Origin of the sequence: Pseudoalteromonas sp. SR45-1 (assembly GCF_014163655.1) — a bacterium.
GTDB lineage: Bacteria > Pseudomonadota > Gammaproteobacteria > Enterobacterales > Alteromonadaceae > Pseudoalteromonas > Pseudoalteromonas distincta.
Genome location: NZ_JACJDR010000018.1, coordinates 84,965 through 98,225 on the forward strand (window position 1 = coordinate 84,965; position 13,261 = coordinate 98,225).

General features: G+C 39.5%; 12 protein-coding genes and 4 tRNA genes. 12 read left to right on the top strand and 4 right to left on the bottom strand.

Features of this window, described 5'->3' with window-relative positions:
* Window positions 1-40 precede the first annotated feature (40 nt).
* The 3 genes from H5089_RS16995 (at window position 41) to H5089_RS17005 (ending at window position 3,435) form a co-directional block, all read left to right on the top strand.
* On the top strand, window positions 41-1,183 hold the full coding sequence (locus H5089_RS16995; RefSeq protein ID WP_182712708.1) for a methionine aminotransferase: 1,143 nt from the start codon (window positions 41-43) through the stop codon (window positions 1,181-1,183).
* Entirely contained in the window at window positions 1,171-1,944 is a 774-nt protein-coding gene (locus H5089_RS17000; RefSeq protein ID WP_182712709.1) for an amidohydrolase, read from the top strand. Before H5089_RS16995 ends, H5089_RS17000 begins: the two co-directional genes overlap by 13 nt.
* A gap of 75 nt (window positions 1,945-2,019) precedes the next feature.
* Window positions 2,020-3,435, top strand: a complete 1,416-nt coding sequence (locus tag H5089_RS17005; protein ID WP_182712710.1) for a mannose-1-phosphate guanylyltransferase/mannose-6-phosphate isomerase — start codon at window positions 2,020-2,022, stop codon at window positions 3,433-3,435.
* A gap of 29 nt (window positions 3,436-3,464) precedes the next feature.
* On the opposite strand, the gene H5089_RS17010 is transcribed toward H5089_RS17005, so the two are convergent.
* The 3 genes from H5089_RS17010 to H5089_RS17020 all read right to left on the bottom strand — a co-directional run bounded on the left by H5089_RS17010 (window position 3,465) and on the right by H5089_RS17020 (window position 7,032).
* A complete protein-coding gene (locus H5089_RS17010) occupies window positions 3,465-5,621 on the bottom strand; it encodes a response regulator (RefSeq protein ID WP_182712711.1) in 2,157 nt (718 codons plus the stop codon).
* A 166-nt stretch (window positions 5,622-5,787) separates the two neighbouring features.
* On the bottom strand, window positions 5,788-6,444 hold the full coding sequence (locus H5089_RS17015) for a response regulator transcription factor (protein WP_004334929.1): 657 nt from the start codon (window positions 6,442-6,444) through the stop codon (window positions 5,788-5,790).
* Window positions 6,445-6,663: 219 nt separating this feature from the next.
* A complete protein-coding gene (locus H5089_RS17020; protein WP_004334923.1) occupies window positions 6,664-7,032 on the bottom strand; it encodes a histidine triad nucleotide-binding protein in 369 nt (122 codons plus the stop codon).
* 92 nt (window positions 7,033-7,124) lie between these two features.
* On the opposite strand from H5089_RS17020, the gene H5089_RS17025 reads away from it, so the two are divergent.
* Window positions 7,125-7,724, top strand: coding sequence for a DUF2057 domain-containing protein (locus tag H5089_RS17025; RefSeq protein WP_182712712.1), 600 nt, complete (start codon window positions 7,125-7,127; stop codon window positions 7,722-7,724).
* Window positions 7,725-7,782: 58 nt separating this feature from the next.
* Here the strand turns inward: H5089_RS17025 and H5089_RS17030 are convergent, their stop codons facing one another.
* A complete protein-coding gene (locus H5089_RS17030; RefSeq protein WP_182712718.1) occupies window positions 7,783-9,624 on the bottom strand; it encodes a M1 family metallopeptidase in 1,842 nt (613 codons plus the stop codon).
* 143 nt (window positions 9,625-9,767) lie between these two features.
* On the opposite strand from H5089_RS17030, the gene murB reads away from it, so the two are divergent.
* From murB to H5089_RS17070, 8 genes are all read left to right on the top strand, one after another.
* Window positions 9,768-10,775, top strand: coding sequence for a UDP-N-acetylmuramate dehydrogenase (gene murB, locus H5089_RS17035; RefSeq protein WP_182712713.1), 1,008 nt, complete (start codon window positions 9,768-9,770; stop codon window positions 10,773-10,775).
* Entirely contained in the window at window positions 10,775-11,767 is a 993-nt protein-coding gene (gene birA / locus H5089_RS17040; RefSeq protein WP_182712714.1) for a bifunctional biotin--[acetyl-CoA-carboxylase] ligase/biotin operon repressor BirA, read from the top strand. The genes murB and birA overlap by 1 nt, the downstream gene beginning before the upstream one ends.
* Window positions 11,764-12,474, top strand: a complete 711-nt coding sequence (locus H5089_RS17045) for a type III pantothenate kinase (protein ID WP_182712715.1) — start codon at window positions 11,764-11,766, stop codon at window positions 12,472-12,474. Before birA ends, H5089_RS17045 begins: the two co-directional genes overlap by 4 nt.
* Before the next feature lie 126 nt (window positions 12,475-12,600).
* Window positions 12,601-12,676 (top strand) — tRNA-Thr (locus H5089_RS17050).
* 40 nt (window positions 12,677-12,716) lie between these two features.
* Window positions 12,717-12,801: transfer RNA gene (locus H5089_RS17055), tRNA-Tyr, on the top strand.
* A 44-nt stretch (window positions 12,802-12,845) separates the two neighbouring features.
* Window positions 12,846-12,920, top strand: a tRNA-Gly gene (locus H5089_RS17060).
* An 11-nt stretch (window positions 12,921-12,931) separates the two neighbouring features.
* Window positions 12,932-13,007: transfer RNA gene (locus H5089_RS17065), tRNA-Thr, on the top strand.
* A 129-nt stretch (window positions 13,008-13,136) separates the two neighbouring features.
* The coding region (locus H5089_RS17070; RefSeq protein WP_033023824.1) for a GTP-binding protein at window positions 13,137-13,261 on the top strand (125 nt) is incomplete at its 3' end.

Consider the following 13,261-nt stretch of genomic DNA (forward strand, 5'->3'; position numbering starts at 1 on the left):
AGCATCGCTTTAAGCGCAAAACCATCATTAAGGGCATCACGTGTTTGAAAGTAAATTACCAAATTTAGGCGTTAGTATATTTAGCCAAATGAGCGGGTTGGCTAATGAGTTTTCGGCAATTAATCTCTCTCAAGGCTTTCCTGAGTTTGATGCTCCTGATCTTTTAAAAACGCAGTTAAATTATTATGTGCAGCAGGGCGTTAATCAATATTCACCTTCAAGTGGTGTACCACGATTACAGCAACAAATTGCTGATTTAGCAAAGCGCAAATATGCAGCTGATATAAACGCAGCTGATCAAGTGACTGTTACCTCGGGTGCAACAGAGGCATTGTTTGTGGCTATTCAAACAATTGTGCGCCCCAGTGATGAAGTGATTGTATTTGACCCTGCATATGACTCTTACCAACCGGCAATTGATCTCGCTGGTGGAAAGTCGGTACACATTGCTTTAAGTGCGCCAAATTACACTATTGATTGGCAAGTAGTAAGCCAAGCTATTACTAAAAATACCCGTGCAATTATTATTAATACGCCTCATAACCCAAGCGGTAAAATATTACAGCCACAAGATATAAAAGCGCTTAAAGAGTTAGTTGGTACTCACAATTTGTATGTAATAAGCGATGAGGTATATGAGCACATTACGTTTGATGAACAACCGCATTTAAGCGTATTACGCGATGATGAATTATTTGCCAAAAGCTTTGTTGTATCGAGTTTTGGTAAAACGTTTCACAGCACTGGCTGGAAAATGGGTTACTGTATTGCACCTGCCGATTTAGCTGTCGAATTTAGAAAAATTCATCAGTACGTTACGTTTTCAAGTTTTACCCCCGCACAGCATGCGCTTGCCGATATGCTCGAGCAGCAAGGTGAGCATATAGATGAGCTAAGCGGGTTTTATCAGCAAAAACGCGACTTATTAGCGCGTCATTTAAGTAACAGCCGTTTTAAAATTTTACCTAGCCAAGGCACTTACTTTCTATTGTTAGATTACAGCGATGTATCGGATTTAAACGATGTTGAATTTTGCCATTGGTTAGTTGAGCAAGCCGGTGTTGCGGCTATTCCGTTAAGTGTTTTTTATCAAAATCCACCAACCGACAAAGTAATTCGTTTATGCTTTGCTAAAAACGACAACACTCTCATAGAGGCTGCGCAAATATTATGTCAACTTTAACCATTACAGCATTGCAAAGCTCGCTTTATTGGCTTGATAAAGATGCTAATTTAGCCATGTTTAATAAGCAGCTTGAAGCAATTACGCATCAGCCCGATCTTATTTTACTGCCCGAAACATTCTCGACTGGCTTTGCCATTAATTTAGATTGTGCAGAGCCTGAAAACGGTAAAGTACTGACGTGGTTAAAGGCGCAGGCTCATAAACATGATGCGGTTATTGCGGGTTCGGTACTTGTTGCACAAGGCGATAAAAAAGCGAATCGATTTTATTGGGTAAAACCCGATGGTGAGGTGAGTTATTACGATAAGCGCCATTTATTTCGCTTAGGCCGCGAGGGCGATTATGTTGTAGCAGGGCAAGCGCGCAAAGTTTTTGAAATCAATGGTTTTAAACTATTACCGCAAGTATGCTATGACCTGCGCTTTCCGGTATTTCAACGTAATAATAACGACTACGATGTAATGATAAACGTAGCAAATTGGCCTGCTGTACGCCGCCATATTTGGGATACGTTACTTATGGCGCGTGCAATGGAAAACCTGTGTTACGTAGTAGGTGTTAATCGTGTGGGTGACGACGGTAATGGTGTGGCGCACAATGGCGGTACGGCAGTATTCGACTTCAAAGGCGATGCGTTAACTAAAGCGCAAGATGACGCAGAGCAACTAGTTACTATCACGCTTGAAAAAGCGCCACTGGATGAGTTTAAAGCAGCGTTTCCTGCCTATTTAGATGCAGACTCTTTTACATTAATATAAACACGTTAATTTAGCGCAGAGCCAATAAAGTGTTAAAATAGTCGCTGATATTTTTGTTGGCGGCTAATGTACATTATGAACACTTTAATCACTCCTGTAATTTTAGCAGGTGGCATAGGCTCTCGCTTGTGGCCGCTTTCTCGCCAAGCAATGCCTAAACAATTTTTACCACTACTAAATGAAAACATGTCATTGCTACAAAGTACGTTGGCGCGTGTTTCTAATGAGTTGTTTGATAATGCTATTTTAGTGTGTAACGAGCAGCACCGATTTATTGCCGCCGAGCAGGCTGAAAGCTCAATTCCTACTGCATTATTACTCGAACCTAAAGGTAAAAATACCGCGCCTGCCATCGCATTAGCCGCCCACTATGCGCTGCAAAATGGGATTACCGGCCCGCTATTAGTGATGCCTGCCGATCATCATATTAAAAACTTTGATGTATTAACGGCTAAGCTCCCTGAAGCTGTAAAACTTGCTGAGCAAGGAAAGCTAGTGACATTTTCTATTACTCCTACAGAGCCTCATAACGGTTATGGCTATATAAAACAAGGCGCGCCTATTGTTGGAACGGGTTGTTACGATGTTGCACAATTTAAAGAAAAGCCTGACTTAGATACAGCGAACCGTTATTTAGCTCAAGGTGGTTATAGCTGGAATAGCGGGATGTTTTTATTTACCCCTGCAGCCTATCTAAAAGAGCTCGAACGGTTTGCGCCAAAAATAGCAACGAGTGTCGCTGCAGCGGCGCAATTTACTAAAGATTTAGGGTTTACCCGCCCAAGCAACAGTGCGCTTGAACACTGCCCAAGCGATTCAATTGATTACGCCATTTTAGAGCGCAGTAATAACGCAGTTGTTATGCCTGTTGATTTAAAATGGAGTGATGTAGGTAGTTTTTCATCCCTTGATGCGCTTACAAAAAAAGACAAAAACGGTAATAGTTTAAACGCTAATTATATTGCTCAAAAAAGTATTAATAACTTAGTTATTAACGAGGCTGAACACACTATTGCCACGCTTGGAGTAAGCAATTTAGCAATTATTCATACTCATGATGCCACGTTAATTGCAAACCAAAATGAGCTAGATTCTTTGCCTTTGTTGCTTAAGCAAATTGCTACAACACAGGCCGATAAACTTAATCATCATCAAGTGGTTTTTCGCCCATGGGGGAATTACCGTACTTTGGTTGAAGGCACAGGCTTTAAAGTTAAAAAAATTACTGTTAATAGCGGTGCTAAGCTTTCGACGCAGCGCCATCAGCATCGCGCTGAACATTGGGTGGTGGTTTCGGGTATTGCAAATGTATGTATTGATGAGCAAGCGTATACGCTAACGCATGACCAATCGTGTTATATCGCCGCTAAGCAAATTCATAGCTTGGCTAATAATCAAAAAGAGCCGTTAATTGTTATTGAAGTGCAAACCGGTGCTGTACTTGATGAAAGCGATATAGAGCGATTTGATGATAAATATGGAAGGGGTTAATCATTAGCTTTTTTAAAGCTAATTCACTATTACTCTAACTGCCCACGCACAAACTTTAAATATTGCTCTAAGCTGCGTTGCCACAGATCTAACGCTTCATCAAGCATGTCGTTATGTGGCTTTTTATCGAGTAAACGGCGCTCTATTTTTTTAAGCTCAATACCATAGCGATTAAAACCAAGTTGCAGAGCGGTACTTGCTTGGCGATGTAAAAGCTTAATGCATTGCTCTGGATGTTGATCAATAAGCTTTTGACAGCGAATTAGCTTGTTGCGGGCTGAAAGCACAAATTCATTATAAATTGAAGACACTTCATCTTCACTAAATGAGCTGGTGAGTGTTTCGGCCGCTGTTTTGTCATACAAGGTATCAATAAGCTCTACTGCAATGCTCGCAGTTTGATTAGATTGAGAGTCGCTAAGTGCTTGACGAAGCTTTTCGTGCTTAATAGGCTTGCCTACAATGTCTTTTATTCCTAATTCTAAATACTCTTTTACCTCGTCAGGACTAAGGCTTGCAGTAAACGCGAGTACTGGCGTTCGTTGATTTTTATGATCAATGCGTTTTAGTCGTTTAAGTACTTCTTGGCCTGTTAAATCAGGTAGGTTCATATCAAGCAAAACAACATCGAAGTGGTGAGCTTGCATGAGCTCTATGGCACTTTTCCCATCTTTTGCGAGCTTAATTTTGTGTTCATCGTCGGCCATAAATTCTATAGCAATTTTTTGATTTAAATCTAAATCTTCAACCAGTAATACATCAAGACCTGTTAAGTAATCTTTAGTTTGATGGCGCTGCTCTACAAGGCTTAATTCACCTAAAGTAAAAGTAACGGTAAAGCTAAATACACTACCAGTACCAAGCTGGCTGGCTATTTCGAGTCGGCTACTGAGCTTTTCAAGCAGGCGGCTAGTAATAGCTAAACCAAGGCCGGTTCCGCCTTTTTCTTTTCCTGCACTACTTTGTACATAAGGTTCTGTTAAGTAGGCTATCTCATCATTTTCTATACCTGGTCCTGAATCTTTGACACTAATTTTTATCGTGTGCTCAAGTTGTTTTTCTAATACTAAATCAACCTGAATTTTAACGGTTCCGTGATCTGTAAATTTAATAGCGTTACCGACTAAATTAATAATTATTTGTCTAAGTTTTTGTTGGTCGCAGTAATAACAGGCTTGCTCAGGAATATTATAGATAAGCTCAAATTTTAGCTGCTTTTGCTCGGCCATTGGGCTTAGTAATAAACATAAATTATTAAGCCATGTTTTAAATTCTACATCTTCTTCGTAAAGCGCTTCGTCACTTTGATCTAGGCTCGCGTAATCAAGGACCTTATCTACCAATAAATTAAGTGATTCGGCAGAATTTATAATTGCCTCGCAATAGGCTTTATTGCGGGTATCACTTGTTTGGTTCATAACAAGTTGGGCGCTGCCTAAAATACCGTTTAGTGGGGTGCGAATTTCGTGGCTTATTGTTGATAAAAAGAGCCCGCGTATTTCTAAATCTTTTTGTGCTTTATCGGCGAGTTTATTGAGGTGCTGTTCTCTGCGCTCATTACATAATAACGCCATACCTGAAGCATAAAACATGGGCGCAATTACCCCATTTAAAAATAATAAAGAGCTAAACCAGCCGTTTACTAAAAGATTTTTTTGTTCAATGTTATCCATAAATAACGAGCGGCCAATAAAGCTCAAAGCAACAAGCGTTAAAATGGTTATGTATACAATGCTGCCATTAGGGTAGGGTTTGCGCGCGTACTTAATAAATATAAAGAGTAAAAAGCCGGCTTCTGCTATGTGCTGTATATCGGATGCAATCACTCTTTCGTGTAAAGATGGGTCAAAAAAGGTGTAATAGCCAAGCATTACAGTGCAAAAAGCAGTTACTGAGCAAAGTAATTTAAAACCAATACCGTGATAATTTAAAAACTGACTGAGCGATAAACAATGCACTATTGATGCGGCAAACATCATGCTACTAGCAGCGCTAATAATCACTAAATTATGTGTATCACCAACAAGCGTAAAACCAATAACAGAGCCTAATAGCAATATGGGATAGAAAATGCATAGCAGCGTGCCCGATATTTGTTTGTTTGTTCGCCATGTTAAAAAGTTAAGTAAGGTCATTACAACCATGATGGCGATGCTGGCAAAATAAAGAGTGAAAGAGTCGAGCATTAATATTCCAGCAAAGTAGTTTTAAACTAAGATTATCAAAAGTATACACTTATACCAATTATCAAAACAGATTACTTAGGCAATCAAATTGGTATTAAATAAGTGTGTAACACATACAAAAACAGACACCTAAGTGTCTGTTTTTAATTTTAAACTAAATATATGATTAACGAATTTCATCAGGGATATTTTGTTGTGCCCAAGATAGGAGCTCAATACGGTTACGACATTTAGTTTTTCTAAATGCGCTATATAAATGTGTTTTAACTGTGTGTGGACTGATACTTAAATCTTCAGCGATTTCTTTATTCTTCGAACCTTTACTCATTAGTGAGATTATTGCTTTTTCTCGCTTAGTAAGTTTAACAGGCTCAATATCCCCTTCGGTTAGTTTATGCAGCGCATCTTTATTAAATTGCAGCATACGATTTAATGCATTACACATAATATCGCGACGGTACCAAAGCTGATCTTCAAGTAGTAAACGAATACCTTTCATTAATACATCGGCGTTATCTGTTGTGTAAAATACGCCACGAATACCGCTCAACAATGCACGATTAGCAAGCTCAGGGTTCTCGTCTAGATTAAATAATATGATATCGCATTTAATACGTAGGTTTACTAGTTGTTCTTTTAGTTTTCCCCATGCATCCTTGCTAGATGTTTCGATAAACAAAAGTCGAGTCCCTTCAGGTATATCTAAAATATTAGTACCCGTGGTTACGTCAAGGCCTTGCGTTTTTAACAAAGGTTCTAAAACGTTAATACCAATAGTGTTAATTGGCTCTTGATCTAATAACAAAAAGGCTGAACTGCTCATGTTTTTATACTCTTTTATAAAGCTGACTGTTTAAGTTTATCACGACTTCCGCACCTTTTGTATTAGAAAGTCGCTGAAGCACTCAATAACAAATACGATTTTACGATTATTTAAACATAAAATGTTGCAAATAAGTAACTTTTTATTCTTTATAACCATGAAAAATCATAACATTTGTAACTAATTGGTTGAGCAGAATAGTTAGATAAAAATTTTTAATTAATTTACTTTTTTTACATTTTGGTAAGGTGGCCATCCCATTTCTTTACCGCCAAGCATATGTAAATGTATGTGATAAACGGTTTGTCCACCATGTTCGTTACAGTTCATGACCACGCGGTATCCGTCCTCAGCAAAATTGTGCTGCTTAGCTAATTTTGCCGCAACAACGTATAAATTGCCTACTAAATGTGAGTTTTCAGGATTTATATCATTTATAGTAGCAATTGCTTTTTTGGGGATAATTAACACATGAAATGGCGCTTGTGGATTTATATCTTTAAATGCGAGGGTGTCTTCATCTTCGTAGACAATGTCGGCCGGAATTTCACGATTAATTATTTTGGTAAAAATAGTCTCTTGGCTCATAGTGTGTTCCTAATTAAGTGTTATGAATTTTAAGCTCACTAATGACAAACTTTCAAAGCAGTGTCAAACTGAAATCAAATAAAGGAGTTAATATGCTTAAACCAATTTTAATAAGTAGTGCAGTTGCATTACTACTTAGTTTTTCGGCTAATGCTGAAAACATTCACTTTCCAGAAGAAATTGTACCACTACAAGTGGGCGATAAAATGCTAGAAAGCTCTTTGTTTAGCCGTATTGATGATGTAGAGCTTGCGCCAGGAACTTACCAGCTTAGGCTAAAATATACCGATTTATATGAAGATGATTATGACACGCATGAAGTTGTGGAGTCGGAACCATTTTGGGTAAGTGTAACTGTTGAAGCAGGTAAAGATTATACCTTAGTGTTTAATCGTGCTGAAAATGCAGTATCTGCAAAAGTATTTGCAGAAGCACCACAAGTTAGTTTAAAAGCAAAAAGTAGCGCTGTTGCTAAGCCTTTAAGTGTTATTTCTAACACGCAGCTAGCAAGCAATAAACCGGTAATGCAAAATACAATGCCTGCAGGACCTTCTCGTCCTAGTCAGCCAATAAAGCCGATAGCACCCATTACAGATAAAGGCATGCCAAGTGCGCCGCAAATGCTTGATTTTTGGTGGCAACAAGCCACAACTGCAGAGCGTAAAGCTTTTTTAGAAAAAGTGATAAAGTAGAAAAATAGCAAAACAAAAGGGCCAAATTTGGCCCTTTTTAGTTTCTAGTTAACGCTATTTATTCAAATAATGCGTCAATAGTACCTTGTGCAAGAGGGTGATACCCAGGGCGTGCTTTTAAGTACACGCTTTGTGCCCACTCTTTTTTACCGTTAGTGATAAGGGATTTATATAATGGGACAATTAATTTACGACGGCCAATACCTGATAAGTGCTTATAAAGTGCAGGGTAAATTGGTTGATAACCATTTCCTACTGCTAGCATAAACCAAGCAAATGCACGTTCAGCATTAGTTGACTGTGTTAGGTTAAATTCTGAGTCAAGCTCTACCATGTGCTCTTGGCTTAAATCACGTGGTAAGTTATTTAAAAAGTGTAGCCACTCATGCACAGACCAATCAGCTGTTGGCAGTTGAGCTGCAGTTGTGTCGCCTTTTAGCCATGCTGCTGTTGCAGTATCTACTTTATCAAATGCATCAGAAGTAGGGTTTGGCGCATCATTTGGTAATCCAGGTTCAAAAATCCATTCGTTTACTTTATCCATGCTTACAACACCAGGATACTTTTCAATTAAGTTAGCTTTTAAGTAAGTAACAAATTGCGCGGTAGTAAGTGATTTAAACGAAAACTCTTTAAAGTACGCTTTTACAAACGGGTCAAACTTATCGCGACCATATTTGTTTTCTAGGTAAATTAAAAATAATTGACCTTTAGTGTAAGGCACTGAACTGAATGCATCGTCTGGGTCGCGGCCGTTAAGTTTTAAATTAAGGCGTGTATCTGGTGCATCAATTGTTTTAAGTTGTGCGCGTAAAGACGCTGAATCAAGTGCTTGTTCCATAACCGCACGGTCACGGCCAAATACTTCTTCCATAATGCGGTTTTCAACGTACGAGGTAAAACCTTCGTTTAACCATAAATCTTCCCACGTTGCGTTAGTTACTAAGTTACCTGACCAAGAATGAGCAAGCTCATGAGCAATAAGGTTAACTAAGCTTTTATCACCGGCAACAACCGTTGGAGTAATAAATGATAAGCGTGGGTTTTCCATGCCACCAAACGGAAAACTTGGTGGTAGCATTAATAAGTCGTAGCGACCCCATGCATATTCGCCGTACATCGCGTTTGTTTTATCGATCATGGCTTGGGTGTCGTCAAATTCAGCAACAGAGGCATCTAAAATTGTCGGTTCAGCAAATATGCCTGTTTGATGCGACATTGCTTTAAATTCTAAGTTACCTGCGCCAATAGCAATTAGGTAAGGTGAAATTGCTTGTGGCATATCAAAAATGTAGTCGCCATCTTTATAAAGCGCATCTTTGTTATCGGCACTCATTACAGCACGTATATCTTTTGGTGTATGAATTCGTGCAGAGTAAGTTACACGCATTGCGGGTGTATCTTGCACTGGGATCCAACTACGTGCATGAATTGCTTGCGACTGGCTGTACATAAATGGATGCGTTTTACTTGCCGTTTGCTCTGGTGTTAACCATTGCAGGCCTGAAGCTTCTGGACGACTGTTGTAATAAATACGAACTACTTCAGCTTGGTTTTTAAACACAATAGTAAGCTTTGAACCTTTAACGTCATCTCGCTTAGCTAAATCAAAAGTCGCTTTTTTCCAGTTACCGCTTTGATCTTTGTACATTACTTTATCAATGTCTAAGTCGCGGGTATCAAGTACGAGAGTTCTACTTTTGCTGTTGTTCCACTGAAGAGTATGCTCTACAAAACCTTCTAACTGCTTGTCGGCAAAATCGACATCTAAATCAAGGTTTAAGTGAGTAGTAACAACATCATCAAGGTTAGCATACGAGTTTTGGTCAATCGCATTAGCCATTGCTTGCGAACACATACCCGCCATAGCGAGGCTTAAAAAAAGAGGTTTAATTTTCATCATTACTCTGAACACAAATAAAAAAGTGCTGGTTTTATATCACGATTGACACGGCGGGTTGAGTGATTTTTACAATCTAGTGCCACATTTGCGACGATGAGGTAAACTATTGCGATTAGTTACCGGTATTTTTAGAGAGCTTTGTGGCGCATTCATTACACTCCTTACATACATTCGCATTAAACAGCCAATGCCAAAATTTTGTTGAAATTACTCAGCTTGAGCAACTTAAAACGCAAAATTTTAGTGCACCGTTTTGTTTGCTGGGCGAGGGCAGTAATACCGTATTTTTAAATGACTACATGGGTACGGTTATAAAAATAGCTTTAAAAGGTATTAAAATTACCGAGCGCGAGAGCGAGACACTAATAAGTATTGCCGCAGGCGAAAACTGGCATCAACTAGTTAGCTATTTATTAGAGAAAAATATACCAGGGCTTGAAAATCTAGCACTTATACCGGGCACTGTTGGCGCATCGCCGGTACAAAATATTGGTGCTTATGGCGTTGAGATAGCTAAATTTGTTGAGTTGGTAGAGTACTTTGATATAACCACTAACACTATGCATTCATTAAATAACGAGCAATGTGAATTTGCTTACAGAGACTCAATATTTAAACATGCCCTTAAAAATAAAGCGGTGATCACGCAAGTACACTTAGCGCTCCCAAAAAAATGGCAACCAGCATTAAGTTATGGCCCTTTGCAGCAGCTCTCAAGCATCACCCCGCAAGCAGTATTCGATCAGGTTATAAAAACGCGTAATAGCAAATTACCTAACCCATATACACTTGCCAATGCGGGCAGCTTTTTTAAAAACCCAATAATAACCAACCAGCAGTTAGCTGGGCTATTAAAGCAATTTGCCGATTTACCTCATTACGAATATGGACAAAGCCATCACAAGGTCGCAGCAGGTTGGCTAATCGATCAAAGTGGTTTAAAAGGGCACCGCGAGGCTGGTATAGAAGTGCATCAACAACAAGCTCTAGTACTTGTTAATCACGGAAACAGTGAAGGCAGCGACCTAATAAAAATGATTAAACACATTCAGCAAGTTGTTTATACGCGTTACAACATTATGTTAGAGCACGAAGTACGTTTAATGGATGCACGCAGCGAATGCCATATTAACGCGGAGCCTAAGTAATGAAAGCACCTGATGGAAACAAACTCGCTATTTTAAATGCACTCAACCAAGGAGGGTTTGTATCTGGTCAAGCCTTGGGTGAAAAGCTAGGTATTAGCCGAGCTGCGGTAAGTAAACATATTAAAACGTTACAAGAAATGGGCTTGGATATTTTTAAAGTGACTGGCAAAGGCTATTGTTTGAATAGTCAGGTGGGCCTTTTAAATAAAACGCAAATTGATCAGCACTACAAAGCGCTAGGTGCAAATACTGCCGATGTAGAAGTACACCCTATTATTGATTCGACTAACAGCGAGCTTATGCGCCGTATACAGGCCAAAACAGCGCTTGAGTCTGGCACTGTTATTGTTGCTGAAATGCAGCAAGCAGGACGTGGTAGACGCGGCCGTGTTTGGCAATCCCCATTTGGCGCTAATCTGTATTACAGTTACTTTTGGCGTTTAGATGACGGCTTACAAGCTGCAATGGGCGTATCAATTGCGGTAGGCCTAGCTGTTTATGATGCTATTAAAGCGTTATACCAAGTTGAGGTAGAACTTAAGTGGCCTAACGATATTTATATAAATAAGCAAAAACTTGCAGGTGTATTGGTTGAATTAGATGGACAACCGCAAGGACCTTGTCAGTTAGTGATTGGTATCGGTATTAATTTACAAATGCCTGAGAGCTTTAGTCAGCATATAGACCAAGCGTGGACCGACTTAAATCAACATACTCAAAAGCTTGATAAAAACCAACTTGTGGCTTCTCTTACTCATCATTTGGAGCAGCGTTTAGCGCAGTATCGTCAAACGGGTTTGCAAGCTATGTATGAGCAATGGAATTCGCTCAATGCGTTTGCTGGTGAATATGTTGAACTAAACACAGGGCACCGAAGTTGGCGTGGAATATGTGAAGGTATTGACGCACAAGGTGGAATACGAATTCGCCAAGACGGGGAAGTAAAAAGTTATTACGGTGGGGAAGTCTCCCTTAGAAAGGCGCAATTATGAGATTATTGATCGACGTAGGAAATACATCATTAAAAGCTGTGTTGTGGCATAACGAGCAAACACAACCGGCAGATATAAATAACCTGCCTTGGTTACAAATAACCGAAGTGATTTATGCATGTGTAGGGCGCAGTGATTTACTAAACGATATTCTCGCACAAGCGGCTAGCAATAATATTATTTGTTTTGAAGCCAAGGTAACCAAAACGCTTGGAGATCTTGTATGCGCTTACGAGCATGTAGCTAACTTAGGCATAGACAGGTGGCTTGCGCTTATTGCTGGATTTACGTTATATCCAAACACAGCATGCATTGTTGTTGATTCGGGTACTGCGACAACAATTGATGTGCTTAGTAGTGAAGGGTTGCATTTAGGTGGCTGGATTTTACCTGGGCTTGATTTAATGACCTCATCACTTACACAAAATACTCAACGTGTTTTTGATGATGGTAAAACTCCATTTACCAATGAACTGGGTAAAAATACGCCTAATGGTTTAAAAAATGGTGCTTTAGTGGCAACCATTGGAGCAATTGAGCAAGCTAAGTTGCACTTAATGGATAAAAAAACAGAGCAAAAAGTACAAATAATTTTTGCTGGTGGCTATGGCTTGCTTTTACAACAGCAATTTGAGGGAAGTATGTTTGATTCATTACTCGTAATGAAGGGGTTAAATTACTGGCACCAGCTAAGCAAAACAACATAAAAAAGTGCAAAAAACGTGTTTTCGCGTGAATATTGAGCATTTAAACTAAAAATTTACACTTTTTTTAATTTTATAGTTGCATCCCAATAAACCTTACTCTAATATCTCGCCCCGTACTAAAGCAGTGCCGACTTAGCTCAGCTGGTAGAGCAACTGACTTGTAATCAGTAGGTCAACCGTTCGACTCGGTTAGTCGGCACCACTTTCCTTTTACCGGAAGTGAATTAGTAGAGAATTATCGTGGAGGGGTTCCCGAGCGGCCAAAGGGATCAGACTGTAAATCTGACGGCTCAGCCTTCGCTGGTTCGAATCCAGCTCCCTCCACCACTTTATTCTTGACGGTTAGAGGTAGTTTAAGAACAGATTTTTATGCGGGCATCGTATAATGGCTATTACCTCAGCCTTCCAAGCTGATGATGCGGGTTCGATTCCCGCTGCCCGCTCCAGTTCTTGTGTTGCTGATATAGCTCAGTTGGTAGAGCGCACCCTTGGTAAGGGTGAGGTCGGCAGTTCGACTCTGCCTATCAGCACCAGTCCTAAGAATCTCCTTGATTACTTCCTTTATCTGTCAGAAAATACTATTTGAAAAAGATTAACTTAATCTACCTTTGGTGGATTATTTTCATATGTAATTTAGATACACAAAACTGATAGGTTCCGTCATGGCAAAAGAAAAGTTTGAACGCGTAAAACCGCACGTAAACGTTGGTACAATCGGCCACGTTGACCACGGTAAAACTACACTAACTGCAGCAATCACTAACGTACTTGCAAAAGTATACGGCGG

Coding starts and splice junctions, on each gene's coding strand:
- H5089_RS17000 (WP_182712709.1), top strand. CDS start 1,171: ATGTCAACTTTAACCATTACAGCATTGCAAAGCTCGCTTTATTGGCTT.
- H5089_RS17005 (WP_182712710.1), top strand. CDS start 2,020: ATGAACACTTTAATCACTCCTGTAATTTTAGCAGGTGGCATAGGCTCT.
- H5089_RS17010 (WP_182712711.1), bottom strand. CDS start 5,621: ATGCTCGACTCTTTCACTCTTTATTTTGCCAGCATCGCCATCATGGTT.
- H5089_RS17015 (WP_004334929.1), bottom strand. CDS start 6,444: ATGAGCAGTTCAGCCTTTTTGTTATTAGATCAAGAGCCAATTAACACT.
- H5089_RS17020 (WP_004334923.1), bottom strand. CDS start 7,032: ATGAGCCAAGAGACTATTTTTACCAAAATAATTAATCGTGAAATTCCG.
- H5089_RS17025 (WP_182712712.1), top strand. CDS start 7,125: ATGCTTAAACCAATTTTAATAAGTAGTGCAGTTGCATTACTACTTAGT.
- H5089_RS17030 (WP_182712718.1), bottom strand. CDS start 9,624: ATGAAAATTAAACCTCTTTTTTTAAGCCTCGCTATGGCGGGTATGTGT.
- birA (WP_182712714.1), top strand. CDS start 10,775: ATGAAAGCACCTGATGGAAACAAACTCGCTATTTTAAATGCACTCAAC.
- H5089_RS17045 (WP_182712715.1), top strand. CDS start 11,764: ATGAGATTATTGATCGACGTAGGAAATACATCATTAAAAGCTGTGTTG.